This is a genomic window from Streptomyces sp. NPDC002886 (assembly GCF_042888445.1).
In the GTDB taxonomy this organism is placed as follows: domain Bacteria; phylum Actinomycetota; class Actinomycetes; order Streptomycetales; family Streptomycetaceae; genus Streptomyces.
This window is the reverse complement of the sequence record NZ_JBIAPV010000007.1, coordinates 112,316-136,822: the sequence shown is the minus strand read 5'-3', so window position 1 is coordinate 136,822 and position 24,507 is coordinate 112,316. Positions and strand designations below refer to the sequence as shown.

Annotated in this window: 23 protein-coding genes and 1 tRNA gene; 9 read left to right on the top strand and 15 right to left on the bottom strand. The window is 71.7% G+C overall.

Going from position 1 to position 24,507, the window contains the following annotated elements:
• Positions 1-51 precede the first annotated feature (51 nt).
• The 7 genes from pheA to ACFYYB_RS28730 all read right to left on the bottom strand — a co-directional run bounded on the left by pheA (position 52) and on the right by ACFYYB_RS28730 (position 7,354).
• On the bottom strand, positions 52-987 hold the full coding sequence (gene pheA / locus ACFYYB_RS28760) for a prephenate dehydratase (protein WP_389438632.1): 936 nt from the start codon (positions 985-987) through the stop codon (positions 52-54).
• A gap of 42 nt (positions 988-1,029) precedes the next feature.
• A complete protein-coding gene (gene efeB / locus ACFYYB_RS28755; RefSeq protein WP_389438630.1) occupies positions 1,030-2,364 on the bottom strand; it encodes an iron uptake transporter deferrochelatase/peroxidase subunit in 1,335 nt (444 codons plus the stop codon).
• A 5-nt stretch (positions 2,365-2,369) separates the two neighbouring features.
• Entirely contained in the window at positions 2,370-4,436 is a 2,067-nt protein-coding gene (locus ACFYYB_RS28750; RefSeq protein WP_389438629.1) for a copper resistance CopC/CopD family protein, read from the bottom strand.
• Positions 4,437-4,458: 22 nt separating this feature from the next.
• Complete coding sequence (locus tag ACFYYB_RS28745) at positions 4,459-4,950, bottom strand: copper chaperone PCu(A)C (protein WP_389438628.1); 492 nt, start codon at positions 4,948-4,950, stop codon at positions 4,459-4,461.
• On the bottom strand, positions 4,947-5,600 hold the full coding sequence (locus ACFYYB_RS28740) for an SCO family protein (protein ID WP_389438626.1): 654 nt from the start codon (positions 5,598-5,600) through the stop codon (positions 4,947-4,949). Before ACFYYB_RS28740 ends, ACFYYB_RS28745 begins: the two co-directional genes overlap by 4 nt.
• 105 nt (positions 5,601-5,705) lie before the next feature.
• Positions 5,706-6,428 carry a YcnI family protein gene (locus tag ACFYYB_RS28735; RefSeq protein ID WP_389438624.1) on the bottom strand — a complete coding sequence of 241 codons (723 nt, stop codon included), beginning with the start codon at positions 6,426-6,428 and terminating at the stop codon, positions 5,706-5,708.
• Between the two features lie 110 nt (positions 6,429-6,538).
• A complete protein-coding gene (locus ACFYYB_RS28730; RefSeq protein WP_389438623.1) occupies positions 6,539-7,354 on the bottom strand; it encodes a hypothetical protein in 816 nt (271 codons plus the stop codon).
• Between the two features lie 190 nt (positions 7,355-7,544).
• On the opposite strand from ACFYYB_RS28730, the gene ACFYYB_RS28725 reads away from it, so the two are divergent.
• Complete coding sequence (locus tag ACFYYB_RS28725; protein WP_389438621.1) at positions 7,545-8,033, top strand: ATP-binding protein; 489 nt, start codon at positions 7,545-7,547, stop codon at positions 8,031-8,033.
• A gap of 83 nt (positions 8,034-8,116) precedes the next feature.
• On the opposite strand, the gene ACFYYB_RS28720 is transcribed toward ACFYYB_RS28725, so the two are convergent.
• Both ACFYYB_RS28720 and ACFYYB_RS28715 read right to left on the bottom strand, forming a co-directional pair.
• Positions 8,117-9,583: an aminopeptidase P family protein gene (locus ACFYYB_RS28720; protein WP_389438619.1), complete on the bottom strand. Its 1,467-nt coding sequence runs from the start codon at positions 9,581-9,583 to the stop codon at positions 8,117-8,119.
• Between the two features lie 158 nt (positions 9,584-9,741).
• Positions 9,742-11,349: a SpoIIE family protein phosphatase gene (locus ACFYYB_RS28715; protein WP_389438617.1), complete on the bottom strand. Its 1,608-nt coding sequence runs from the start codon at positions 11,347-11,349 to the stop codon at positions 9,742-9,744.
• A 407-nt stretch (positions 11,350-11,756) separates the two neighbouring features.
• Between ACFYYB_RS28715 and ACFYYB_RS28710 the strand changes: the two genes are divergently transcribed.
• Both ACFYYB_RS28710 and ACFYYB_RS28705 read left to right on the top strand, forming a co-directional pair.
• The gene (locus tag ACFYYB_RS28710; RefSeq protein ID WP_389438615.1) at positions 11,757-12,455 is read left to right on the top strand and encodes a bifunctional DNA primase/polymerase; all 699 of its coding nucleotides are present in this window, start codon (positions 11,757-11,759) and stop codon (positions 12,453-12,455) included.
• 107 nt (positions 12,456-12,562) lie between these two features.
• A complete protein-coding gene (locus ACFYYB_RS28705) occupies positions 12,563-13,195 on the top strand; it encodes a hypothetical protein (protein WP_389438613.1) in 633 nt (210 codons plus the stop codon).
• A gap of 193 nt (positions 13,196-13,388) precedes the next feature.
• Here ACFYYB_RS28705 and ACFYYB_RS28700 read toward each other — a convergent pair whose 3' ends face one another.
• From ACFYYB_RS28700 to ACFYYB_RS28690, 3 genes are all read right to left on the bottom strand, one after another.
• Complete coding sequence (locus ACFYYB_RS28700) at positions 13,389-14,363, bottom strand: DUF5926 family protein (RefSeq protein ID WP_389438611.1); 975 nt, start codon at positions 14,361-14,363, stop codon at positions 13,389-13,391.
• A 155-nt stretch (positions 14,364-14,518) separates the two neighbouring features.
• Entirely contained in the window at positions 14,519-15,025 is a 507-nt protein-coding gene (locus ACFYYB_RS28695) for an ATP-binding protein (protein ID WP_389439019.1), read from the bottom strand.
• A 180-nt stretch (positions 15,026-15,205) separates the two neighbouring features.
• Entirely contained in the window at positions 15,206-16,006 is an 801-nt protein-coding gene (locus ACFYYB_RS28690; protein ID WP_389438609.1) for a glycerophosphodiester phosphodiesterase, read from the bottom strand.
• 237 nt (positions 16,007-16,243) lie between these two features.
• Between ACFYYB_RS28690 and ACFYYB_RS28685 the strand changes: the two genes are divergently transcribed.
• The 5 genes from ACFYYB_RS28685 to ACFYYB_RS28665 all read left to right on the top strand — a co-directional run bounded on the left by ACFYYB_RS28685 (position 16,244) and on the right by ACFYYB_RS28665 (position 20,726).
• Positions 16,244-17,842, top strand: a complete 1,599-nt coding sequence (locus ACFYYB_RS28685) for a S1C family serine protease (protein WP_389438607.1) — start codon at positions 16,244-16,246, stop codon at positions 17,840-17,842.
• Between the two features lie 85 nt (positions 17,843-17,927).
• Positions 17,928-18,833: a LysR substrate-binding domain-containing protein gene (locus ACFYYB_RS28680; protein WP_389438605.1), complete on the top strand. Its 906-nt coding sequence runs from the start codon at positions 17,928-17,930 to the stop codon at positions 18,831-18,833.
• A gap of 109 nt (positions 18,834-18,942) precedes the next feature.
• The gene (locus tag ACFYYB_RS28675; RefSeq protein WP_389438603.1) at positions 18,943-19,497 is read left to right on the top strand and encodes a cysteine dioxygenase; all 555 of its coding nucleotides are present in this window, start codon (positions 18,943-18,945) and stop codon (positions 19,495-19,497) included.
• On the top strand, positions 19,497-20,555 hold the full coding sequence (locus ACFYYB_RS28670) for a YeiH family protein (protein ID WP_389438602.1): 1,059 nt from the start codon (positions 19,497-19,499) through the stop codon (positions 20,553-20,555). The genes ACFYYB_RS28675 and ACFYYB_RS28670 overlap by 1 nt, the downstream gene beginning before the upstream one ends.
• An 83-nt stretch (positions 20,556-20,638) precedes the next feature.
• A tRNA-Ser gene (locus tag ACFYYB_RS28665) sits at positions 20,639-20,726 on the top strand.
• Between the two features lie 66 nt (positions 20,727-20,792).
• Here the strand turns inward: ACFYYB_RS28665 and ACFYYB_RS28660 are convergent.
• From ACFYYB_RS28660 to ACFYYB_RS28650, 3 genes are all read right to left on the bottom strand, one after another.
• Positions 20,793-21,563 (bottom strand): alpha/beta fold hydrolase, encoded by a 771-nt coding sequence (locus ACFYYB_RS28660; protein WP_389438601.1) that lies wholly within the window; start codon positions 21,561-21,563, stop codon positions 20,793-20,795.
• Between the two features lie 67 nt (positions 21,564-21,630).
• A complete protein-coding gene (locus ACFYYB_RS28655; RefSeq protein ID WP_389438600.1) occupies positions 21,631-22,251 on the bottom strand; it encodes a hypothetical protein in 621 nt (206 codons plus the stop codon).
• A 104-nt stretch (positions 22,252-22,355) separates the two neighbouring features.
• On the bottom strand, positions 22,356-23,564 hold the full coding sequence (locus tag ACFYYB_RS28650) for an FAD-dependent monooxygenase (protein ID WP_389438599.1): 1,209 nt from the start codon (positions 23,562-23,564) through the stop codon (positions 22,356-22,358).
• 341 nt (positions 23,565-23,905) lie between these two features.
• Here ACFYYB_RS28650 and ACFYYB_RS28645 point away from each other — a divergent pair, with 341 nt between their 5' ends.
• Positions 23,906-24,316, top strand: a complete 411-nt coding sequence (locus tag ACFYYB_RS28645) for a DUF6344 domain-containing protein (protein WP_389438598.1) — start codon at positions 23,906-23,908, stop codon at positions 24,314-24,316.
• The last annotated feature ends 191 nt before the right edge of the window (positions 24,317-24,507 follow it).

The following is a 24,507-nucleotide window of genomic DNA, read 5'->3' as shown; positions in this document are numbered from 1 at the left end:
CCAGGTCCCCACCGATACCTGTGGATAACTCTGTGGACAGTGGACAGAGCGTCAGGGGCGCCCGTCGAGGCAACGCGTCAGCCAGTCCGAGGCCGCGGTGAACTCGCTGTCGGAGGTGCCGGCCCGGGCGGCCTGGACGTCACCCTGAGCGACACCGGCGCGCGGGTAGGAGCCGAGGAACCGGATCTGGGGGCAGGTGCGCTTGAGGCCCATGAGCGCCTCGCCGACCCGGCGGTCGGAGATGTGCCCCTCGGCGTCGACGGCGAAGCAGTAGTTGCCGATGCCCGCACCCGTCGGACGGGACTGGATCAGCATCAGGTTGACCCCGCGGACGGCGAACTCCTGGAGCAGCTCCAGCAGCGCGCCGGGCCGGTCGTCGCCCATCCACAGCACGACGGAGGTCTTGTCGGCGCCGGTCGGCGCGGCCGGACGGGCAGGACGCCCGACGAGCACGAAGCGGGTCTCGGCGTTCTGCGCGTCGTGGATCTCGGTGACCAACGGGACCAGTCCGTAGGTGGCGGCCGCGAACTCGCCCGCGAAGGCGGCGTCGAAGCGGCCCTCCTGGACCAGCCGGGCACCGTCGGCATTGGACGCCGCCGACTCCCACAGGGCGTCGGGCAGATTGGACCGCAGCCAGTTGCGCACCTGCGGCTGGGCGACCGGGTGCCCGGTGACGGTCTTGACGTCCGACAGCTTGGTCCCGGGACGCACCAGGAGCGCGAACGCGATGGGGAGCAGCACCTCGCGGTAGATCATCAGCGGTACGCCGGCGGCCAGCTCGTCCAGGGTCGAGGTGACCCCGCCCTCCACCGAGTTCTCGATCGGGACGAGGGCCGCCGCGGCCTCGCCGTTGCGCACGGCGTCCAGAGCGGCCGGGACCGAAACCATCGGGACGAGCTCCCGGGTCGCGGCTTCGGGCAGGGTGCGAAGGGCGGCTTCGGTGAACGTGCCTTCGGGACCGAGATAGGTGAAGCGGGTGGCCGACATGCGATCAGCCTAATGCCGGGGCCCGGACGCCACCTGGCCTGTTCACCCTTCGAGCAGCCGCTGCCCCACGTACTCCCCGGCGCCCGCGCCCGGCGGCACCGCGTACAGGCCGCTCGACTCGTGCCGGATGAATTCCGACAGGGCGTCGCCGCGGTCGAGCTTGCGCTGGACGGGGACGAAACCGCGGGACGGATCGGCCTGCCAGCAGATGAAGAGCAGCCCCGCGTCCGGGGTTCCGTCGGCGGCGATCCCGTCGTGGAAGGAGAAGGGACGCCGGAGCATGGCCGCTCCGCCGTTCTGAGCGGGAGCGGAGATCCGGGCATGCGCGTTGGAGGGGATCACCGGCTTCCCGTCGGCGCCGATCTTGTCGAAGGCCGGGGCGGTGGTCTCATCGCCGCCGGTCAGTGGGGCGCCGGTGGCCTTCGTACGGCCGATGACCTGTTCCTGCTGGGCGAGCGACCGCTGGTCCCAGTGGTCGAGGAGCATACGGATGCGGCGTACGACGGCGTACGAGCCCCCGACCATCCAGGCGTGCTCCGCGGGCACGGCGCCCTGGACGAAGACCCGCCGGTCGAAGTCGGCCTCGGTGGGCTTCGGATTGTTGGTGCCGTCGACCTGGCCCATGAGGTTGCGGGCGGTCATGGGCGAGGCCGTGGCACCGGGAGAACGGTTGAAGCCGTTCATCTGCCAGCGCGGCCGGGCGGCCTCTCCGGCGTCCTTCTGCAGCGCGCGCAGCGCGTGGAAGGCGACCAGCGCGTCGTCGGAGCCGATCTGGACCCAGAGATCGCCGTTGCTGCGCTGCGGGTCGAGCCGGTCGGCGGAGAAGTCCGGCAGCGGGTCGAGGGCGGCCGGACGGCGCGCGGCGAGGCCGGTGCGCTCGAAGAAGGAGTGCCCGAAGCCGAAGGTCACCGTGAGGGAGGAGGGGCCGGAGCCGAGCGCGATGCCGGTGTCGGCGACCGGTGCGGTCTCGCCCGCCGTCAGCCGCCGCGCGGTATCGGACCAGCGCCGCATCAGCGCGGCGGCCTCGGTGCGCCCGGCACCGGGCGCCAGATCGAAGGCGAGTACGTGTCCCTTGGCCTGGAGGGGTGTGGTGATGCCGGCCTGGTGATCCCCGTCGAAGGCGACCCGGGTCGCACCGAGGCTGCCGGAAGAGGCGCCGGAGCCGGCCGTACCGGACCCCTTGACCCCGGACTGGACGAGGGCTCCGCCGGCGGCGCCGAGGGCGAGCCCGGCGGCGCCCGCAGCGCCGACCGTGCCCAGTAGACGGCGCCGGGAGATCTCGATGCCGGGGAGTTCCGTGCCGCTCCCGGTGCTTTCGACGCTCTCGCCGGTCTTGGTGTTCTTGGTGCTCTCGGTCGTCTCGCTGTTCTGGGTCACGCTGGTCAGCCGATCTTCACGTTCTTCTGGACGGTCGTCTGGTCGATGTCGGAGGTACGGACCGTCACGTCGATCCGCCAGTCGCCGGTCAGCGGCAGCTGGACGCCCGATGCGGTCCAGTGACCGGGAGCGGCGCGCTCGGGGAGGACCGGAAGAGGGCCGATCTCCTTGGCCTCCAAGGTGAAGGACACCCTCAGCTCGGGCAGATCGAGCGGCTTGCCGTCGGGGGTCTCGGCCCACACGTGGAGCGTGTTCGCACCGACGCGGCCCGGGTCGAGCTGGAGCCGGACCGAACCCTTGCCGTTCTGGCCACCGGTGTCGAAGGGCAGCGTGACCTTGACCGCGCGGTCGGGAACGGCGGTGGCGGTGGAGCCGCGCCCGGCCTCCAGCTCCGCCGCACGGCCGGGCTCGGTGCTGGTGAGGATGGTGGTGACGGCCAGCAGGACCACGGCGACACCCGCCTCGGCGAGGACGGACCGGCGCAGGCCGGCGCGGTCCGGGTCGGCGTCACGGACCTGCTTCTCCCGCGCGGTGCGCCGGGCGGCGCTCTGGCGTGCGAGCTGCGCGGCGCGCCGGGGGTCGGAAGCGAGGGTGCCGGAGGCGCCGCTGTCGGAGATTCCGGCACCGGACCCGGCGGTGGTGGCCGGGGTGACCGTCACGGGCGATGTTTCACGTGAAACATCGGAGGCGTCCTTCCCCTCCCCCTCCCCTTCGCTCTCGCCCGGGCCCCCGGCCAGCCGCGCGGTCCACTTCCGGGAGGTGTAGGCGATGGCGACGACGAGGCCGACGAGGCCGATCTTGACGAGCAGTAGCCGGCCGTAATCGGTCCCGGTCAGCGCGGACCAACTGCCGACCTGCCGCCAGGACTGGTAGGCGCCGGTGCAGGCCAGGACGACAACGCTGGTGAAGGCGACGGTGGAGAAGCGCCGGATGGCCGTGCGCTCGATCCCGGGGACCTTGTGCAGCGCGACGAGCAGCGCGGTGAGTCCACCGAGCCACACGGCGACGGCCAGCAGGTGCAGGATGTCGACGGGCATGGCGAGTGCGGGCTGGATGCCGGTCGAGGCGTGCTCGGACAGCGCCCAGGTGGCGGCGATGCCGCCGGCGACGACGGTCCCGCCGATGCCGAGGCCGAAGACGAGGTCGCTCTCCCCCTTGGCGTCCTCTTCGGAGGCGACGGAAGCATCCGTGCCGTCCGTGCCGTCCGTGCCGCCCTTGTCGTCCGTCCCGTCCGTGCCCGCCGACGTGTGACGCCGGGCATAGGAGCCGAAGAGCACGGTGATGAACAGTGCGGCGGCGCCGAGGAGCAGCAGCCGCGAGACGAGCGAGGCCCCGGACTTCGTCTCCAGCACGGCCTTCAGCCCGGAGAGGTCGAAGGCGTCGGCGAAGTTCCCCGACCCGGTGTACGGGTTGCGGAGCAGCAGCATCACCAAGGTGGCCACGGTGAGCGCGACCCAGGCGCGTACGACCAGCCTCTGCATGGGCCGCTGCGCGGCGCCCCGGCGCCAGCACAGGAGGATGAAGGCGGCGGCGCCGACGAGCACGGCGAACCCGGCGTAGGCCACGTAGCGCGCGATGCCGTAGGCGACGGCGACGGGACCGTCGCCCGCCGTTCGCGAGGGCAGTGAGACGTCGGTCTCGGAGGGGGCTCCGATGGAGAAGGTGAAGGCGCCGGAGACCGGGTGGCTGTCCGCGGATATGGCCTGCCAGGCGACGGTGTAGGTGCCGTCCGGCAGTCCGGGACGCAGGGCCGTGCCGTAGCGGATGAGGTTCCCGCTGCAGAGGTCGCGCAGTTCACCGGTGTCGACGCGCTTGCCCCGGGGGTCCAGGACGCGGATGGAGTCGCCGTTCATGGCGACCCCCTCCGAGAAGGAGAGGGTGATCTGGGCGGGCGCCGTGGCGACCACCGCCCCGTCCGTGGGGTCGCTCGCGGTCAGCGCGGCGTGTGCCGAGGCCGGCGCGGCAGCGGCGAAGAAGGCTGCCAGCAGTGCGGCGAGGACCAGCGTGAGCCGCGGCAGGAGTGCCGTGGCACGGACGCGGGCCGTGGATGGGGTCGGGGCGGTGGCCGTCATGGCGTGTCAGTCCCTCGGTCCGTCAGTGGGCGGTGCCATCGGTGGATGTCGGAGCCTTGTACGTCCGCTCCTTGACGTCCAGCTCGACCTTGACCGGGCCGGACTTCTCGAAGCGCAGTTCGACGGTGACCTTGTCGCCGACCTTGGGGGTGTTCTTGAGCCCCATGAACATGATGTGGTTCCCGCCGCGCGCCAGCTTCAGCTCGCCGTTCGCGGGCACGTCCATGGAGTGCACCTGCTGCATCTTCTGATCCTTGGTCTCGTGGACCTGGAGATCGTCGGAGAGCGGGCTCGTGGCACCGGTCAGCTTGTCGGCCGTCTTGGAGTCGTTCTTGATGACCATGAACGCGCCGGCCATCTGGTCGTTCACGGGCTCCGGCATGTAGCCCCCGCTGACCGTCAGCTTCGGAGCGTCGCCCGAAGCCGAGTCGGAGTCCGAGGAACAGCCGGATATGGCGAGCGCGGCCGTCAGGGAGAGGACGGCGGCGAGGGTGCGGGTGGTGCGGGCGTTCACGGGTTCTCTCCCTTGACGACCTTCGGCAGGTCCTTGGTGTAGTCATCGACGGTCGTGCTCTCGCCGTAGAGGAGGTACCCCTCGTCGGTCTTGGGCGAGAAGGCGATGACCTGCGCGCCGTGCATGGAGACGACGTTGCCGGCGGCGTCCTTCTTGGCCGCCTCGATACCGATGCCGAGCGTGCGTGCGGCCGTCTGGATGGTGGCGAAGTCCCCGGTCAGCCCGGTGAACGCCGGGTCCAGGCCCTTGAGCCACGAGCCGAGGGACTCGGGATTGTCCCGTTCCGGGTCGGTGGTGATGAAGACGACCTGGAGCTTGTCCTGGTCGGCCTTGGGGAGTGCCTTCTTGGCGACGGCGATGTTGCTCATCGTCAGGGGGCACACGTCGGGGCAGTGGGTGTAGCCGAAGTAGATGAGCGTCGGCTTGCCCTTGGTCTGCTCGCGCAGGTTCCACGGCTTGCCGGTGGTGTCCGTGAGGACGACGTCCGGCTTGTCGAAGGGGCGGTCGAGCACGGTGGCGGACCCGGCTTTCGCCTGGTTCTCGCTGATCTGGGTGACCTGGCCGGTCGTGGCCGGTTCGCCACCGCAGGCGGTGAGGGTGAGGGCGGCCGCCGCCACGAGGGCGGCGAGCGTCACACGTGTGGTGCGCATGGGAAAGTCCCTGAGATCGGGGGTGGTACGAGTGGATCCACGAGCCCGGCCGACCCGGTTGGCCGACCGGCTGCGCGGGATCGTCGGTTCAGGAGGTCGGGCGGGTCAGGAGGTGCGGCGGCGCGAGGCGACGCCGAAGGCCACGCCGCCGAGCCCGATGACGATGCCGGCGACGCCGAGGGCCCGCGCGGTCGTGTCGGATCCGCTCTTGGCGGCGGCCTCGTGGACGTCCTTGTGGTCGGCGTCGGAGTTCTTCGCCTCGTCCGCGGGCTTCGTGGCGGCGTCGTGGTGGTCGGCGCCGGCGGCGGTCAGCTTCAGGACGGGCGCCGGGTTCTGCGGTTCGGCGGCGCCTTCCTTGGGCTCTTCGATCCAGCGGACGACCTCGCCGTTGTCGTAGGTCTGGATCGCCTTGAAGACCATCTGGTCGGCGTTCTCGGGGAGCTTGCCGACGGAGACCGGGAACTGCTGGAACTTGCCCGTCTCGATCTTGCCGCCGGACCAGGTCACCTTGGTGACGACCTCGTTGACCTGCTTGCCGTGCACGGTCAGCGGCTTGTCGAGCTTGGTCTTCTCGACGGTGGACGTCCAGCCGGGGATGTCCTGCGGCATGACGGACGTCAGCGGCTGGTCCACGGGGAAGTTGACCTCGAGCTGCGTGGTCGCGGCGTTGTCGCGCTCGTTGGGGACCTTGAAGTTGAGCGTCGCGTAACCGCCCTTGGCGGCCTCCCCGACCGGCTGCACGCCGACGTGGGCGAAGGCGGTACCGGAGAGGAGGAGGACGGAACCGGCGGCGAGGGCGGCGGCGAAGGAAAAACGAGAGGTCTTCACGGCAGAAACACTCCACGGAAGCTGTGGTGACGGTGGCTCCGCGCGCGGCGCGCACGGAGTTCGCGGCACCGGTGCTCCCGTCGTGAGTCCCGGGGAGGAGAGGTGCCGCTTCAGGCTGCGAGGGCGAATGCCGTGGGCGGCCCGCGCCTGATCACCGTGTGCTGGAGTGCGTCCCGGCCCGTGGAAAGGGCGGGACCGGTACCGTCGCCCGCTGCCCGGGGGGTGATGGCAGGCCGGTCGTGAAGGCCCGCGCCGAGGGCTCGTACGTAGGCCAGTGCGGCACGCAGCGGGCGCACCGGCCCGGCTCCGGCGGAGAGCCTGGACAGTTCGAGTAGGCGGAACAGCGCGGCGTCGCCGCGTCCGAGCAGCCAGCCGGCGGCGAGTGCGGCCAGCAGGTGCCCGATCAGCATGGCCGGGCTGAGCAGCCCCACCAGTCCGCCGGCCGGTTCCACCAGGCCCTGCCCCATGTGGGCGTGGGCCATGTGTCCCGGCGCCCCGGCCTGCGCGGCCACGGCATCCGGGTCCAGCCCGGCGCTCTCGACGATCCGCCGGGCATCCGCCGGGTGGATCGGGACGGAGTTGCCCCCGCACACCAGTTGGGCGGCCAGCGCCGCGAGCGAGGTCTCCGAGGAGGTGCCGCCGCCCGCCGACGAGTTGTGCTGGCCGAGGCCGAACAGCGTGTGCAGTGCGAGCTGTCCGCCCGCCAGTGCGGCGGCGATGCCGGGCAGCGAGCGACGCCGTCCGGCGAGCGCGGCCGCACCTGCGAAGACGGCGAGGAAGCCGGCGCAGAGGGACCACCAGGGCACCGTCGCGCAGGAGGCCAGTGCGTGCCCGGCCGCGGACAGCACGACACAGACCGCGGTGAACACCGCGGCCCGGATCAGCCTGAGGCCGGGTCCGGCCTGCGTCGCGTGGGGGGCAGTCATGGCCGGGCCATCATCGCACTGGGCTTAGGCGACGCATACGGCAGGTGCGACAGCCGGTTTGCGTTCCCGCGCACGGATGCCCGGCGTGCGTCCGTATACACCGCCGCCCGGGAGCGCCGCATCGGCCGAACGAGGGCTCTGTCGGCCTTGGGGGGCTTAGCCCCGGCCCCTGGCGGCAATAGGTAACCGTATGAGCATCTGGTGGTCTCTCCACTTGAGGCGCGAAGCAGCGAGTGTGCCCCTGGCGAGGCGACTGCTGTTGGGGACGATGGAGACGGCGGGGGTCGACCCGGACATCTCCTTCGACCTGTCGGTGGCGCTGAGCGAGGCGTGCGCGAACGCCGTGGAGCACGGCGGCCGCGAAGCCGTCCCGTGCCCGGGCCTCACCGACGACGCGCCCTCGGGCGGCGGATCCCCGGACGGGACCGGGGCGTACCACGTCACGGCCTATCTGGACGGGGACCGCTGCCGCATCGAGGTCAGCGACTCGGGGCCGGGGTTCCCGGCCGCGACGGTGGCCCGCCGCAGACCGGCCCTGGCCGAGCACGGCCGGGGCCTGCACCTGATCGAGGAACTGGCCGACCACGTCCGCTTCCGCAACCGGCCGGGCCGGGGCGCCGTGGTCAGCTTCGACAAGATGCTGAAGTGGCGGGACGACTCCCTGCTGAAGGTGTCGTAGAAGAGAAGTCGTAGGTGTCGTGGACGCGCCGATGGGCGGGACCCGTGGAGGGTCCCGCCCATCGGCGCGTACGAGCGGTGGCGTCAGCCCTTGAGCCGCGCCATCCAGGCCTCGACCTCGTCCGAGGTGCGGGGCAGACCGGCCGACAGGTTCCGGTTGCCGTCCTCGGTGACGAGGATGTCGTCCTCGATCCGGACGCCGATGCCGCGGTACTCCTCGGGCACGGTCAGGTCGTCGGCCTGGAAGTACAGACCGGGCTCGACCGTCAGGCACATTCCGGGCTCCAGCGTGCCGTCCACGTACGCCTCGGTGCGCGCCGCGGCGCAGTCGTGGACGTCCATGCCGAGCATGTGACCGGTGCCGTGCAGGCTCCAGCGGCGCTGCAGACCGAGCTCCAGGACGCGCTCGACCGGTCCCTCCAGCAGGCCCCACTCGACGAGCTTCTCGGCGAGCACGTGCTGCGAGGCGTCGTGGAAGTCGCGGAACTTCGCACCCGGCTTCACGGCGGCGATGCCGGCTTCCTGGGAGGCGTACACCGCGTCGTAGATCTTGCGCTGGATGTCGGTGTACGTGCCGTTGATCGGCAGCGTGCGCGTGACGTCGGCGGTGTAGAGGGAGTGGGTCTCCACACCGGCGTCGAGCAGCAGCAGGTCGCCGGAGCGGACGTCACCGTCGTTGCGGACCCAGTGCAGGGTGCAGGCGTGCGGGCCGGCGGCGCAGATGGAGCCGTAGCCGACGTCGTTGCCCTCGACACGGGCGCGCAGGAAGAAGGTGCCCTCGATGTAGCGCTCGGAGGTGGCCTCTGCCTTGTCGAGGACCTTCACGACGTCCTCGAAGCCGCGGACGGTGGAGTCGACGGCCTTCTGCAGCTCGCCGATCTCGAAGGCGTCCTTCACGGCGCGGGCCTCGGAGAGGTAGACGCGCAGCTCGTCGTCGTGCTCCTTGGTGACCTTGTCGGTCAGCGCGGTCTCGATGACGGAGTCGTGACCGCGCACGGCGCGGACCGGGCCCTCGGACTCGGCCAGCTCCTCGGCGAGCTTGCGCACGTCCTTGGCCGGGATGCCCAGGAGCTGCTCGGCCTCGGTGAGGGAGTGGCGGCGGCCGACCCACAGCTCGCCGCTGCCGGAGAGCCAGAACTCGCCGTTCTCGCGGTCGGAGCGGGGCAGCAGGTAGATGGTGGCCTGGTGGCCGGTCTCCCCCGCGGGCTCCATGACCAGGACGCCGTTCTCGGTCTGGTCGCCGGTGAGGTACGCGTACTCGGTCGAGGCGCGGAAGGGGTACTCGGTGTCGTTCGAGCGCGTCTTCAGCCGCCCGGCGGGGACGACGAGGCGCTCACCGGGGAAGCGCCGGGACAGCGCGGAGCGGCGGGCGGCGGTGTGTGCGGCCTGAGCGATCGGCTCCAGCCCGCGCAGCTCGGTGTCTGCCCAGCCCGTGCGCATGCTCGCGGCGAGCTCCTCGCTGACACCCGGGTACAGCCCGTTCTTGCGCTGCTTGTGCTTCTTCTTGGGCTGCTCTTCTTCCGGGGTCTCCGGGGTGAGCTCGTCAGCCACGTCTTCTCCTCAGTACGACGGACACGGACCGGGTATGGACCTCATCCATCGTATGGGTGAGCGGACGCCCCCCGAGAGGTCGTGTGACAAATCAGCTAAACCCTGTCACACCGCCACACGCCGCGTCCCGTCCCCGTGCCCGCGTCGCTCCGTCCGTGTCACTCGAACCGTGCCGCCAGCAGCACGATGTCCTCGGAGGAGTCCGCCGGTGCGGCGGGCCCGTCCCCTTCGCCGTCCGGGAGCACCGTGCGCAGGATGTGGTCGCAGATGGCGCCCGGGTCCTCGCGGGCGCTACGGGGGATCCCCGCGGCGGCGGCGTGCAGCCGCGCGTACGCCCGGTCCATCGGGTCCCCGGTGCGCCGGAGCAGTCCGTCCGTGTAGAGCAGCACCGTTTCTCCGGGCGCGGGCTCGATCTCCACGCTCGGCGCCTCCCAGCAGGACAGCATTCCGAGGGGCGCGGAGAGGGTGGTCTCCACGTACTCGGTGCGCCGCTCGCCGATCAGCAGCGGCGGGGTGTGACCGGCCCCGGCGAGGATGAGCTTCCTCCCCGGGCCGTTCGAGTTCGGGCCCCCGGCGGGCTCGCAGTAGGCGAAGAGCGCGGTCGCCGAGCGCGCGGGCTCGGTCAGGCGCAGCAGCAGTTCCAGGTCGGAGAGGACGGCGACGGGGTCCTCGCCCTCCATGACGGCGTACGCCCGCAGCGAGGCGCGCAGCCGGCCCATCGCGGCGACGGCGCTCGGTCCCGAGCCGGTGACGGAGCCCACGGCCAGGCCGAGGGCGCCCTCCGGCAGCGGCAGCGCGTCGTACCAGTCGCCTCCGCCGTGCGGGCCGGTGTGGTGCCGGGCGGCGAGCTGGACCCCGGAGATCCGGGGGAGCCGGCTGGGCAGCAGTTCCTCGGCGACGGTGGCCAGGCTGGAGCGGGCGCGCTCCACCTCCAGCATCCGGGCCAGGTGCTCGGCGGCGTGCCGGACGTACAGCCCGGCCAGGTCGCGCTGGCGGTCGTTGGGCTCGGCCTGTTCGTCGTAGAGCCAGACGGCCGCTCCGAGCCGGCCGGTGGCTTCGGCGGTCAGCGGCAGCGCGTAGCTGGCGGCGTAGCCGAGGCGGGCGGCGACCTCGCGGTGGCGCGGGTCGACGGGGGTGGCGTAGCCGCCGGCACTGGGTCCGGGGACCGTGCCGGGCTCGGGCAGGAACTCCGAGCCGCCGTGGGCGTCGGGCAGGCCGTCGAGGATGCGGCCGTAGGAGGTGGCGCTGCGCGGCACGGTCTCGATGTGCCCGAGGTCGGCGTGGCCGAGGCCGAGGCCGATGGTGCTGGTGGGGCCGAGTCCGTCGGAGGGCTCCAGGACGATCAGGCCGCGCCGGGCGCCGACGAGGGCCGCGCCCGCCCGTAGGAACTCCTGGAGGGAAGAGGTGAGGTCACCGGCGCGGGCGAGCCGTTCGGTGAGCTCGTGGAGGGTGGTGAGGTCGGAGACCATCCCGGCGAGACGGTCCTGAATGACCGAGCTCGCGGCGGGGTTCTGCGCCGGCGTGTGGGCCGATCGCGGGCTCGTCGAGGTGGACACGGCCGTGGGCGCCGGTGTGGGCGCCACAGTGTGCGGGGACGCTGTGACAGCTGGATCGATTCCAGCCACTTTCGGCAGATGCGGGGCGCTCATGGCGTCCGCCTTTCCAGCTGGTGCGATTCGCCATATAGCATCGCAAACCCCCAGATCATGCTGCGCCGCTATCAATGAATCCACATCTACACGCACACAAGGAGCGATGTCCAGCATTGCCCAGGTGGGAATCCTGGTGTCCGTGAGACGGCAACTCACTGTCCGGTCAGGGCTAGAACTTGGCCGGAAAAAGCGGGACGCGGACGGTTTTTGCGGTCGACTGGGCGAGTCCGTCGGCCGGTCCGGGTACGTAATCCGTTGCACCCGGGGAGAGTTGGCGCATCCCGGCGCCCGCCGGGAACCGACGGGCGCGGCCCGTCGTCCCCATCGACGACAGCCGTCCCCCGCACGGTCCCGGGTCGCGCACCGCCCCCGACGGACGTTTCATGGACCCGTAAGAAAACTGCACGAACCGTGTGAACCTGCTTCAGGCGGACAGTGACGCGAAACGTGTACGTGTGGTGAACCACCGCTTACATGGTGTGATGTGGCCCTCGGCGTTCAACGGAAAGGAACGAGCGCTCATGCGCGAGATCCTCGGAAGGCGTCTCCAGCGGCTCCGCAATCGCTTGCAATCCCTGCGCCCAGCCCCGCCGCAGGGTGATGCGCCGGCCCTCCTCGACGCGGCGCTGACCTGCGCCGTCACCTGGCACTGGCCCGTGCTGCCGGGCGTCGGACGCTCCGGCGCCGACAGCGCGCGGTGCGCCTGCCCCGACCCCGACTGCGTCGTACCCGGCGCGCACCCCTTCGATCCCGGGCTGCTCGCGGCCACCACCGACCCCCGAATGGTGGCCTGGTGGTGGGCCAACCGGGCGGCCGCCCCGATCCTGCTGGCCACCGGCGGGAGCGCGCCCTGCGCGGTGAGCCTGCCCGCGGCGGCGGCCGCGCGTGCCGTCGTACGACTGGACGCCGAGGGGATGCGGCTCGGGCCGATCGTGGCCACGCCCACGCGGTGGTCGCTGCTCGTGGCGCCGTACTCGCTGGAGCGGCTCGGCGAGATCCTCTACGCCAAGGACCACGTGCCCTCCTCGCTGCGTTTCCACGGCGAGGGCGGCTACTTGCTGCTCCCGCCCTCCCCCGCGGTGGGCGGCGGTCAGGTGCGGTGGGAACGCGAGCCCGCGGGGTCCGGGGAGATCTGGCTGCCGGAAGTGGAGGCGGTCGTGGACGCGCTGGTGGAGGCGAGCAGCGGGGCGCCGGGCGGCGGGAGCCGACTCGCGTACTGAGCTCGTGGGCTGGCGGATCACTCGTACGGGTGCCAGCGAGACGAGTTTCCAAGGGAATTGGGCGCGGGGATCTCTCCGCCCCATTCCCGCATCGCTATCTTCGGCGAATGAATCTCCGCCTGATCGGTATCGGCGCCGGTGTGTTGATCATCTTGTCGCTCCCGTTGGCGGGAGCGATCGCCGGGCCGGATTTCGCCGGTCAGAGCGATGGAAAGGGTGGCGGGTTGCTCTCCACCTTCGGCCTCGGGCGCGCGTCCGAGGACGCTCCGGGAAGATCCGGTTCCGGGGATCTCGCCGATTCGGCGGGCTCGGGCGCGAGTTCCGCCCCCGGCCGGTCCCGTACGCAGGCCCCCGCCGCGGCGCCGGCCGGCCCGGGCCCGGCCGAGCAGCCGCGTACGGACGCCCGCTGCGGACCCGAACTGTCCTCCCCGCAAGGGGTGGAGGCGCAGACCTGCGTCCTGTCGGGCGAGGGCCGGACGTGGGGGCGCAGCTACTACCGGAACACCAGCGGCCGTGCGCTCGACGCGGTGCTCACGGTGATGGGTCCGGCGGGGCGCACGGTGCAGATCCGCTGTGCGGTCGGCGCGGCTGACGAACCGGGGCTGTGCGAGACGCCGGGGGAGGAGTCGGCCGGGGTTCCGGCGGACTACTCGGCCGTAGCGGAGTTTGCAGTTCCGGATGATGAAGGAGCCCTGCTCCTGCGGTCCGGGAGCAACTCACCGGTCCGGGGCGACGGTTGAGCGTCACCGGAAAATCAAGGGCCCGGTCGCTGGCGACGGGGGATGCACCAGCGACCGGGCTACAAGAACGGTAACAAGAGATCGCCTGTTCGCAAATTCGATCTCTAATATTCGGACACCGATTTGCAGGCGATTAGCGGGAGTTGTGACTCCGATCACCGGTGGCCGGCCCGCGAACGGGCCGGCCGTCCGGTCAGCTGAGCGTGACCTGGCGGTTGGTGAGTCCGCCGCGCGCCCGGCGCTCCTCCGTGGTCAGCGGCGCGTCCGTGGCGAGAGCCGCGGCGAGCCGCTCCGCGAGCTCGGCCGCGGGCTTCTCCACGTCCTCGGCCGAGACTCCGGTCGGGAGGTCCCAGACGGGGACCATCAGGCCGTGGGCGCGGAAGGAGCCGACCAGCTTGGTGCCCTCGCCGAGCGAGGACGTTCCCGCGGCGGACAGGCGCGCGAGCGCGTCGAGCAGCTTCTCCTCGGGGTGCGGCATGACCCAGCGCAGGTGGTTCTTGTCCGGGGTCTCGCACCAGTAGGCGGCATCCACGCCGGTCAGCTTGACGGTCGGGATGGCGGCCGCGTTGGCGCGCTCCAGGGAGGCGGCGACCTCCGGGGAGGCGTTCTGGACGTCCTCCGCTTCCGGAATCCAGAATTCGAACCCGCTGTGGACAACCGGCTCGAAACCGCCGTCCACGGACAGGAGATCCTGAAGTCGCGGACCCTCGGCCGGAACCCGGCGGGCGGCGACGACGGTGCCGGGCTCGGCCACGAGGGCGCGCTCCAGGGTGTCGGCCATGTCCCGGGCGAGGTCGCCGCTGGTCGAGTCGTTCTGCAGGCCGAGCAGGACGGAGCCGTCCTCGCGGCGCAGCGCCGGCGAGGCCAGCGGGAGCACGGTCACCAGCGTGACGGAGGGGACGCCCTCGGGCAGCCCGTCCTTGAGGGTGAGCGGCACGGTGGCGGCGGGGACGAGCTCGCGCAGCGCCACCCAGTCGCACTCGCCGGGCAGGCCCTCGAACGGGCGGGCCACGTGCTCGGTGACGGCGTGCGCGGCGGCCGCGCCGTGGCAGGCCTTGTAACGGCGCCCGGATCCGCAGGGGCAGGGCTCGCGAGCGCCCACCACCGGGATCTCCCCGTTGTTGAGCTGCGGCTTTGCGGACTTCGCGGCGGGGCGCTTCTTGGCCATCGTGGGTGTCTCCCGGTTGCGGCGGTACGGCGTCGGTCTGGGCGCGAGCCTAGCCGTTCGTACCGCCACAACCGGTGGTGTGCGGCCGGGAGCACGGTCGGCGTGCGCTCCCGGACGGCCGCCATCGGTCCACCCGCGGTCGGGGATCGGTCGGATCAGGGATCCAGATCGCCGAAGGCCGTACTGAAATCGATCGCCGGGGACGCAACGCGCGTAGCGAAATCCTCGTGCCGGGTCCCACAGGCAACGGTCGCCCATACGGTGACCTCGCCCGCCGCTCCGTCCCGGACACCCCAGTCCTGGGCCAGGGCGCTGATGATGTTCAGCCCCCGCCCGCCCCGTGCGGTGACCGAAGGCTTGGCCGGGATGGGGCGGGTGGGCCCGCCTCCGTCCGTGACCTCGACCGTCAGCCGCCCCGCCTTGTCGACGTGCCACGACGCGCGTATCCCGCCGTCACCAATCTCCCGTGTGCCCAGTGGTCTGCCGTGCCGGCAGGCGTTGCTGAGCAGTTCGGAAAGGATCAGTACGGCGTCATCCACGATCGATTCGGACACCCCGCCGATGCGCAGCTGCTCGCGCATCCGGTGCCTCGCCTCGCCCACGCCCGCAGGACCATGGGACACGTCCATGCACGACGACGTGGGCACTTCTTGTGCCACCATCAACGCCACCCCCGGAACCTCCTTAGCCCCACGCATGGTCTGGATGCCCCAATGGCCTGGACCGGAAACCGACGGACCGGCGCCCTCTGACGCATTCACGGCGACCGAACGCGGAGTGGATGCGCCGGTGCACACCCTGTAACGGGTGGTTCGCGTGGGACGGAAGCGCAAAACGGGATGTCAGCGGCCCAGCTGTGACAAAACCTGTCGAGGTCGGTTCGTGATGATCGCTTCCACGCCCAGATCAGCGCAGAGCTGAACGTCTTCCGGATCGTTCACGGTCCATACGTGAACGGAGTGCCCCGCGGCCTGAAGTTTGCGGATGAAGCCCGGGTGGTTGCGCACGATCCGCATCCCGGGCCCGGCGATCCGTACTCCGGCGGGCAGCCGCCCGTCCCGCATCCGGGGCGAGATGAACTGCATCAGGTACACGGTCGGGACCGTCGGCGCGGCCGCCCGCATCCGGTGCAGGGAGCGCGCGGAGAAGCTCATCACCCGGACCGGATGCGGCCCCTCGGCGGGCGGGGCGTCCAGCGCGAAGCGCTTGAGGAGGAAGAGCAGGCGCTCCTCCACCTGTCCGGCCCAGCGGGTCGGGTGCTTCGTCTCGATCGCCAGCTGTACCGGCCGCCCGGCGTCCGCGACCAGCTCCAGCAGGCGCTCCAGGGTGAGCACGGAGGTCCGCTCGGGGTCCGCGTCCCAGTCGGGAGACTCCTCCCGGTCCTTCCACGAGCCGAAATCGAGGGCGGCCAGATCGGCCAGCTCCAGGGCCGAGACGGCGCCGCGGCCGTTGGAGGTGCGGTTCACCCGCCGGTCGTGGACCAGGACCAGGTGGCCGTCGGCCGTGAGCCGGACATCGCATTCGAGGGCGTCGGCCCCGTCCTCGATCGCCTTGCGGTAGGCGGCCAGCGTGTGTTCGGGGGCATCCTCCGAGGCGCCGCGGTGGGCGACGACCTGGATGGGGCGCGGCGTTGCGTGGGTCACCGGCTCAATGGTGCCACCGAGAGGGGCCCGGGTGTCGCGGAGGGCTCGGCGGGTGCTTCTGGGGATGCGCCAGAAATGTCGGAGATAAAGGATGGGGGAGACTCACAGGTCCGGCTTACAGTGCTCTGACGGGGCATGGGAAAGGCTTTGCCCAGGAACTTGTACGGCACGTCGAACGTTCAGTCGGACCGATATCGCCCGTATTTCTGAAGCCGTGTGTGACGAGGAGAGAGCGCTGTGAGCACCGAGAACGAGGGCACCGCGGCCCCGACGCCCCCCGCGGCTCCGCCCGTACGCCCGGTGGCCGCGCCCGTCGACGCCGCGCCGGCCGCGCCCCCCGCGCCGACGTCCGCGGAGCCGGTGACGCAGCAGCTGCCGCCGACGGCCGCGCCCGGAGCCGAACCGACCCAGCAGCTCCCCCGGACTCCGGCGGCCCAGCCCGCGCCGGTCCAGCCCGCCGCGGCCGTCCAGCCCCCGGCTCCCGCGTCGTACCCGGCTCCCGCGCAGGCGCCGTACCCGGCTCCCGCGTACGCCGAGAACCCGGTCCCGCCGGTCACCCCGGCCTACGCCGAGGCCCCCGCTCCCGCGCCGCAGGCGATGGGCGCCGAGGGCTGGCCGCCCCCGCCCCCCGCGGCTCCCGCGTACGGGGCCGGTGACGGCCAGGGCGGTGGCGGCTGGGGCGTGCCCCTGGCCACCGACGGCGCCCCGCAGCCCAAGCGGAAGGGCAAGGGCGGCCTGGTCGCGGGCGTGCTCGCGGCGGCCCTCATCGCGGGCGGCGTCGGCGGCGGAGTCGGCTACTGGGCCGCCGACCGCAGTGCCAACGGCTCCGGCTCGACCACGGTCAGCGCCGGCAACACCCCCAAGGACCTCAAGCGCGATGCCGGCTCCGTCGCGGGCCTGGCCGCCGGCGCGCTGCCCAGCGTCGTCACCATCGAGGCCTCGGCCGGCGACGGCGAGGGTGGCACCGGCACCGGGTTCGTCTACGACCAGCAGGGCCACATCCTCACGAACAACCACGTGGTCGCCTCCGCGGCCAACGGCGGCAAGCTCAGCGCGACCTTCTCCGACGGCAAGAAGTACGAGGCCGAGGTCGTCGGCCGGGCCCAGGGGTACGACGTCGCCGTCATCAAGCTGAAGAACCCGCCGTCCGGGCTCAAGCCGCTGCCCCTCGGCGACTCGGACAAGGTCGCCGTCGGCGACTCGACCATCGCGATCGGTGCTCCGTTCGGCCTGTCCAACACGGTCACCACCGGAATCGTCAGCGCCAAGAACCGCCCGGTCGCCTCCGGTGACGGCTCCGGCGGGAAGAACTCGTACATGAGCGCCCTCCAGACGGACGCCTCGATCAACCCGGGCAACTCCGGCGGTCCGCTGCTCGACAGCCGCGGCGCGGTCATCGGCATCAACTCCGCGATCCAGTCCGCCGGCAACGGCGGCTTCGGCGGCGGTCAGGCCGGTTCCATCGGCCTCGGTTTCGCCATCCCGGTCAACCAGGCGAAGAACGTCGCCGAATCGCTGATCAAGACGGGCAAGCCCGTCTACCCGGTGATCTCGGTCTCCGTGGACCTCGCCGCCAAGACCGACGGCGCGAAGATCTCCGAGACGGGCGCCTCGGCCGGCGAGCTCGTCGACCCGAGCGGCCCGGCGGGCAAGGCGGGTCTCAAGCCCGGCGACGTCATCACCGAGTTCGGCGGCAAGCCGATCGACAGCGGCCCGACCCTGATCAGCGAGATCTGGACGTACAAGCCGGGCGACACGGTGAAGCTGACCTACCTGCGCGGCGGCAAGCCGACCACCGTGGACATCACGCTCGGCTCGCGGGTCGGCGACAAGTAGCAGCGGGACCAACTGGCTTGATGGCGAGGGGCCGTAGGCGCGATTGTGCCTGCGGCCCCTCCCAACGTCCGCTTATGCTTCGACCGTGTTCGATTCGCGGCACATACGGACGTTCCACCAGGTGGTCGCCTCGGGGTCCTACTCGGCCGCCGCCCGGGTCCTCGGGTACACCCAGCCCGCGATCACCCAGCAGATGAAGGCCCTCGAACGCGCCGTCGGCACCCCGCTGTTCACCCGCGTGGGACGCCGCATGCAGCTCACCGAGGCCGGGGAATCGATGGCCCGGCACGCGGAGGCCATCCTCGGCAGCCTCTCCGCCGCCGAGGCCCAGCTGAAGGCGTACGCCCGGCTGCGCACCGGCCGCGTTCGGCTGTGCGGCTTCCCCAGCGCCAACGTCACGCTGGTCCCCGAAGCCCTGAGCAGCCTGGCCAAAGAGCATCCGGGCATCCAGGTCGAGCTGCTGGAGGGGGAGCCCCCGGACTCCTTGCGCAGGCTGGAGCGGGGCGAGTGCGACATCACCCTGGCCTTCACCTATCCCGGCCTGCACGAGGAGGTCCCGGAGGAGGTCGCCGAGGTCAGGCTCATGGAGGACCAGCTGACGGTGCTGCTGCCGACCGGGCACCCGCTGGCCCGGCGGCGGGCCGTGCACCTCGCGGACCTCTCCGAGGAGCGGTGGATCGCCGGCTGCCCGCGCTGCCGGGCGAACCTTCTGCACGAATGCGCGGGGCTCGGCTTCGTCCCCGACATCCGCTTCGCCACCGATGACAACCTGGTGGTCCAGAGCCTGGTCGCACAGGGCCTGGGCGTGGCCATGATGCCCGCGCTGGTGCTGCCCTCGCTCTCGCTGAGCAAGGTGTGCGGGCGGGCCCTGCTGCCGGCCGCCCGCCGTCACATCGCCGCCCACGTGTACCGCGACCATCTGCGGGTCCCGGCGACTGCGGTGGTGCTGGAGGCCCTGAGGCAGGCGGCCTCGAACCGCGTCGGCTGCTGAACCGGTCCGCCGGAGGCTCCCCCTCCTCCCCCAATCCATAAGCCGGGCTTGGGATTTCAGCTCATAACTGTCGTTGGACGTGATGGGTGGGTTCCTCGACGCTCCCCCTATGACCACCACCACGCCGGCCCGCACGACCGCGAGGACGGCCGCCCTCGTCAGTGAGATCCGTACGGTCGTGGAGCGGGGGCTGGCCCCCGACCTGACCGCCTACCTGGTCGGCGAACGCCTCGCCCCGCATCTGGGAACGCCCGGTCTGCTCACCGCCGGGCAGCGCGAGGGGCACCCCGACCGCTACCGGCAGCACGTCCTGCACGCGGAGCCGGACGGGAGCTTCTCCGTGGTGGCCCTGGTCTGGCTGCCGGGTCAGGAGACCGCCATCCACGACCACGTCTCGTGGTGCGTGGCCGGGGTGCACGAGGGCGAGGAGAGTGAGCTCCGCTACCGCCTCGCCCCCGCCACGGCCACCGCCGGAGCCCGGCTGGTGGCGACCGAGCACGTGGTCAACGGCCCCGGCGACGTCTGCGGGTTCGCCCCGCCCGGCGACATCCACAAGGTCCGCAACTCCTGTCGCACGAAGGCGATATCCCTGCACGTCTACGGGGCGGACGTCATACGCCTCGGCAGCAGTGTCCGCCGCGTCTACACGCTGCCGACCGACTGATGGCCATCCTCAACCGCCCGGTGCGCGGGGCGGGATCCCCGGTTCCGGTCGTTGTTTCACGTGAAACAACGTCACCGTGGCCCGGGTTGGCCCTCGCGGCGGCCGGAGTCCTGATCGCCTGGTCGGTGCACCGGCTGGTGCCCTGGGCTCCGATGCTGACGGTGTCGGTGGTGCTCGGCATCACCGCGGCTCATCTGCCCGGCCTACGGGGCTTCGTACGGGGCCCCGCGCGCCCGGGACTCTCCCTGGCCGGGCGTCGCCTGATGCGGATCGGCATCGTCCTGCTGGGCCTGGCGCTGGGGCTGGACGAGGTGCTCGGGCTGGGCTGGGCCACCGTGGCGATGGTCGCCGGGGTGGTGGCGGCGACCTTCCTCGGCACCCTCTGGCTCGGCCGGCGACTCGGACTCCCCGGGGACCAGCCGTTGCTGATCGCCACCGGGTACTCGATCTGCGGAGCCTCGGCCATCGGGGCGGTCAGCCAGGTGTCGGGCAGCGACGAGGAGGACGTGGCCTCCTCGGTGGCCCTGGTCACCCTGTGCGGGACCCTCGCCATCGCCGTCCTCCCGCTCCTCCAGTCCCCCCTCGGCCTGTCCGACCCGGACTTCGGCCGCTGGGTGGGCGCGAGCGTCCACGACGTCGGCCAGGTGGTGGCGACCGCCCAGACGGCCGGCCCGGGCGCCCTCGGGGAAGCGGTGCTGATCAAGCTGATGCGCGTGGCGCTGCTGGCTCCGCTGGTCGCGGCGGTGGCCTTCTCGGTACGGGCCCGCCGGCGCGGAGCACGCACGTCCTCGGGACGCCGACCGGCTCCGGTGCCCCTGTTCGTGGCCGGGTTCCTCGCGGCGGCCGCGCTGCGCGCCACCGGCATCCTGCCGGAGGCGGCGCTGGAAGGGGCGCACACCGCCCAGGAACTCCTGCTGGCCGCCGCCCTGTTCGGCCTGGGCAGCGCGGTCCACTTGCCCACCCTGTCCCGTACCGGCGGCCGGGCGGCCCTCCTGGGCCTCGCGGCCTGGGTGGTCGTGGCCGGAGCCTCGTACGCGGGCGTCCTCCTCACCATCTGACGTCAGCGCACCCTCACGAAGATCGCCCGCCCCCTCATCCCCAGCGCCGCCCACCCCCACCGCCCGGTACTCTGTACCCGCCAGGTGGGTTGCCCGAGCGGCCTAAGGGAACGGTCTTGAAAACCGTCGTGGCGCGAGTCACCGTGGGTTCAAATCCCACACCCACCGCCAGGTCAGAGAAGTAGCAGCTCAGAGGGCGGGTACCCGAATCTGGTGCCCGCCCTCTGCGTTTGGGTCTCAGTCCTCGGCCAGGGCGTTCGCGGTGGCCAGGGCGAAGCCCTCGGGGTTGTCGAGCATGATGTTGTGCCCGCAGTCCGGGATGGGGACGACGGCCACTCCGGCCGCCTCCAGGGCCTCGGTCCCGGGGAGGGCGCCGTCCTTGGCCGGGAGGAGGTAGCTGCGCGGGATCTTCAGCTCCAACAGCAGCTCCCGCATCGTCGGCGTGGTGCCCGCCGCCAGGTGCACGGCGCTGCGGTGCAGGGCGACGCGGCCCGCCAGTCGCATCGTGGACCACCAGTGGGCGCCGACCCGGTCGCGCACCTCGGCCCAGCCGCCGGCCAGGAACTCCTTCTCGGTGTAGGTGGCGAGCCCGCTGCTGCCCGCGACGGCGGGGTTGGGCGGGGTGGGGTCCAAGTTGGCGTCGACCAGCACCAGCCGGGACACGAGGTGGGGGTGCCGGTCGGCCAGCACGATGGCGACCGCGCCGCCCATGCTGTGCGCGATCAGCTCGGCGGCGCCGGTGCCGGCCTGCTCCAGCGCGGCGGCGAGAGCGTCGGCGTGGGCCTCCAGCGTGTACGAGAAGTCCTCGGGCCGGTCACTGTGCCCGTGCCCCAGCAGGTCGATCAGCAGGGAGCGCCGCCCCGCGAGCAGCGGATGCACGGCGCTCGCCGCGAAGTACGCGGGCGAGGTGGATCCCAGCCCGTGCAGGTAGATCCGAGCCGGTCCGGCCCCGGGCAGTTCCACCCAGCGGATCCGGTCACCGTCCGCTGTGACAACGGCACTTTGCATCCCGAACTCCCCCAAGTCGATGTGGAGCACGAGCGTAATGGTTCCGCCTCACCGGTGAGCCGCGGAGTCAGCCGAACCAGACGACCAGGCGGACGCCCACGTCCCCGTGTAGGCCCGCCAGGGTGCGCATGACGGACCAGACGGCGCCCCAGTCGCTGTCGGGCACGGCGTCCCGGCGGCGCAGCCGGCCGACGCGGAAGAGGCGGTCGCCGTCGGGCCACTCCGTGCCCTCCGGATGGGTGCGGCCGGCGTGGTGGAGGGCTTGGGGATCGGTGATGCCGGACAGCTCGGCGAAGCGGGTGAGGCCGGTGTTCCTGCCGTAAAGCTCCCAGGCTCCACCGGGGTCGCGCCGGTACTCGTGGACGCAGTCGTCGACCTCGTTCGAGAGCCCGTCCCAGTCCGCGGCTGCCAGCTCCGCCCAGGTGATCCAGGACGAGCCCCTCGAGTCCGCTCCCCACGACTCGAAGGCGGTGCGGGTCTCCTGGGACGCGTCCTCGGGGAGGCCGCGCTGGTCGGCGAGGGGACGGAACACGGTGGGCTCGCGCACGCCGAACAGCGACCCGAAGGCGACGTAGGAACGACCGTTGTAGAGGTCCGCTATGTCGGCGGCCTTGCTCCAGCTGCGGTCGTCCTCGTCCAGCCAGCGATCCCAGCGGCATTCGATGAAGCCGTAGATGTCGGTTCCCATGCCCGGCATTCTGCGCGGCGGGGCAGGGACGAGCGAGCGGATTTGCGGCGTCCCGGCCGCCGGCAAGGGTGGGTGCCCGGCCGGGCACCCACCGGACGGCCCGGTCAGTAGTCCTTGAGGGTGATGGAGTTCGCGGCCTTCTGGATGGGCTCCATGACCTTGTTCATCATCCGCTCCTTGCCCGGCAGGCGGCCCAGGAGGGAGAGGAGGGTCAGCTGGACGGAGATCTGGCGCTTGGTCCGCATCACCATGTGCTTGATGTTCGAGGGGCCGAGCTTCTGGTTCTCCTCCGCGAAGCCGCGCATCTCGCGCTCGTACGCCGCGAAGCCGGTCGTGTGGTCGCCGTCGGCCGCGGCGAGCTCGCCCGCCAGGACGTAGGCGCCGACCAGGGCCAGGCTCGCGCCCTGCCCGGAAGCGGGCGAGGCGCAGTACGCGGCGTCGCCGATCAGGGCGGTGCGGCCCTTCGACCAGTGGTCCAGGTGGGCCTGGCTGAGGGAGTCGAAGTAGAAGTCCTGAGCCCCGTCCAGCGCCGCGAGGAGCCGGGGCACCTCCCAGGACTCCCCCGCGTACGCCTCCGCGAGCAGCTTCTTCTGCTGGGTGACGTCGTGGTGGTCGTACTCCAGCGGCTCCGAGGCGAAGAAGAACATCGCCTTCGCGCCCGTGTCCTTGGCCGTGCTGTATGTCAGGGCCGTGCGCAGGGGGGAGACGTAGGTCAGCTCCCAGCGGTCGAGGTCGAGGTGGTTGGGGACGCTGTAGATCGAGACGTAGTAGCCGAGGTCCCGGATGAACCGTTCCTCCGGGCCGAAGACCAGGGATCGGGTGTGGGAGTGCAGCCCGTCGGCGCCGATGACCAGGTCGAAGACGCGGCGCGCGCCGCTGTCGAACGCCACCTCGATGCCCTCGGCGGTCTCCGTGGCGGAGGCGATGGAGTCGCCGAAGAGGTACTCGACGCCGTCGGCTCCGTCGACGGTGAGGTCGTAGAGGATCCGGTTGAGGTCACCGCGCAGGATCTCCGCGTCGTGGCCCGCGCGGCCACCGAAGGTGTCCCCGTCGAGCGTCGCCACCCGCTTGCCCGCCGCGTTGACGATGGAGCCGCCCTGGACGTCGGTCCGCTGGGCGCGAACCGTGTCGAGGACCCCGGCACGGGAGACCACGTCGAGCGCGGCACCCCGGATGTCGATCTTGTAGCCGCCCTCCCGGAGGGCGGAGGCGCGCTCGACCACGGTGGGCCGGAAGCCGTGGTGGCGCAGCCAGTGGGCCAAGGCGGTGCCCGCGATGCCTGCACCGGAAATCAGTACGTCTCGGTTCTGCATGGAAACCTGGTCCCCCGACCATGAGAAGAAGATCCGCCGCGCCGTCGATGGAGCATGCTGGGCGGGCTGAGTAGATGTCAACATCCGTCCGTGGACGGGGAGATGGCGTACTTCCGGTAGGAGTCCGGCCCGGGTCCGCTGGAGCTTCCAGGGGTGGGTCCACGCGGGATCTGCGGGGGATCCGTGGGTGGATCCAAGGGGCGGGGATTATGCGATTAGCCCCTTTGAGTGGTGTTTGTCGGAAGATCGGCGCGCGTCGTGGAGGTGTTCCGGTTGCGCCCGCATCATCACGAATGTATTCAGATCCGCCCGTCGGAACATCGCGAAAAGAGGGACCCGTCATGGCTCACCGCAGCACCATCACGTCGATCTGGACCACCGTCCTCGCGGCCCTCATGGCCGTCCTCGCCTCCTTCGGCTTCGGCGCCAAGGTCGCCCAGGCCGCCGCCACCCCGCTCTCCTCCTCCCCCGCCGCCGCCCCCGCGGCCGTCGCGGTGAACCGGCCGGCCTTCATGGCCCGGCGGACCTGGAGGGCGATGATGCGCGGTGGTTCGCTCCCGCCCACCATCAAGCAGCGCATCCGCGCCGAGGCCCACGGCAAGACCCCGTCCGTCCGCCGCTCCACCACCGCCCTGGCCGCCGGCTCCGGATCCGAGTCCGCTTACGGAGTGGACGAAAGCGTCCGCAGCGCAACGCTCGCCGCGGCGGTCCGCGTCGGAGCCGCCCGCCGGGAGATGGCGCTCGCCGCGTAGTGCGCGGCACGGAGCGCTCGTACCGCGCAGACGCGGGACCCGATGGCTACGGAAACGGTTGGCCACGGAACCACTGACCGTGTGATCCGTTGATCGCAGGACGCAGGACGCAGGACGCAGGACGCAGGACGCAGGACGCAGGACGCAGGACGCAGGACGCAGGACGCAGGACGCAGGACGCAGGACCGTTT

Bases quoted from the DNA above. Each gene is read 5' to 3' on its own strand.
- pheA (WP_389438632.1), bottom strand. From the start codon at position 987: ATGTCGGCCACCCGCTTCACCTATCTCGGTCCCGAAGGCACGTTCACC.
- ACFYYB_RS28750 (WP_389438629.1), bottom strand. From the start codon at position 4,436: ATGACGGCCACCGCCCCGACCCCATCCACGGCCCGCGTCCGTGCCACG.
- ACFYYB_RS28740 (WP_389438626.1), bottom strand. From the start codon at position 5,600: ATGCGCACCACACGTGTGACGCTCGCCGCCCTCGTGGCGGCGGCCGCC.
- ACFYYB_RS28730 (WP_389438623.1), bottom strand. From the start codon at position 7,354: ATGACTGCCCCCCACGCGACGCAGGCCGGACCCGGCCTCAGGCTGATC.
- ACFYYB_RS28725 (WP_389438621.1), top strand. From the start codon at position 7,545: ATGAGCATCTGGTGGTCTCTCCACTTGAGGCGCGAAGCAGCGAGTGTG.
- ACFYYB_RS28715 (WP_389438617.1), bottom strand. From the start codon at position 11,349: ATGCTGGACATCGCTCCTTGTGTGCGTGTAGATGTGGATTCATTGATA.
- ACFYYB_RS28710 (WP_389438615.1), top strand. From the start codon at position 11,757: ATGCGCGAGATCCTCGGAAGGCGTCTCCAGCGGCTCCGCAATCGCTTG.
- ACFYYB_RS28705 (WP_389438613.1), top strand. From the start codon at position 12,563: ATGAATCTCCGCCTGATCGGTATCGGCGCCGGTGTGTTGATCATCTTG.
- ACFYYB_RS28700 (WP_389438611.1), bottom strand. From the start codon at position 14,363: ATGGCCAAGAAGCGCCCCGCCGCGAAGTCCGCAAAGCCGCAGCTCAAC.
- ACFYYB_RS28695 (WP_389439019.1), bottom strand. From the start codon at position 15,025: ATGGTGGCACAAGAAGTGCCCACGTCGTCGTGCATGGACGTGTCCCAT.
- ACFYYB_RS28675 (WP_389438603.1), top strand. From the start codon at position 18,943: ATGACCACCACCACGCCGGCCCGCACGACCGCGAGGACGGCCGCCCTC.
- ACFYYB_RS28670 (WP_389438602.1), top strand. From the start codon at position 19,497: ATGGCCATCCTCAACCGCCCGGTGCGCGGGGCGGGATCCCCGGTTCCG.
- ACFYYB_RS28660 (WP_389438601.1), bottom strand. From the start codon at position 21,563: ATGCAAAGTGCCGTTGTCACAGCGGACGGTGACCGGATCCGCTGGGTG.
- ACFYYB_RS28655 (WP_389438600.1), bottom strand. From the start codon at position 22,251: ATGGGAACCGACATCTACGGCTTCATCGAATGCCGCTGGGATCGCTGG.
- ACFYYB_RS28650 (WP_389438599.1), bottom strand. From the start codon at position 23,564: ATGCAGAACCGAGACGTACTGATTTCCGGTGCAGGCATCGCGGGCACC.
- ACFYYB_RS28645 (WP_389438598.1), top strand. From the start codon at position 23,906: ATGGCTCACCGCAGCACCATCACGTCGATCTGGACCACCGTCCTCGCG.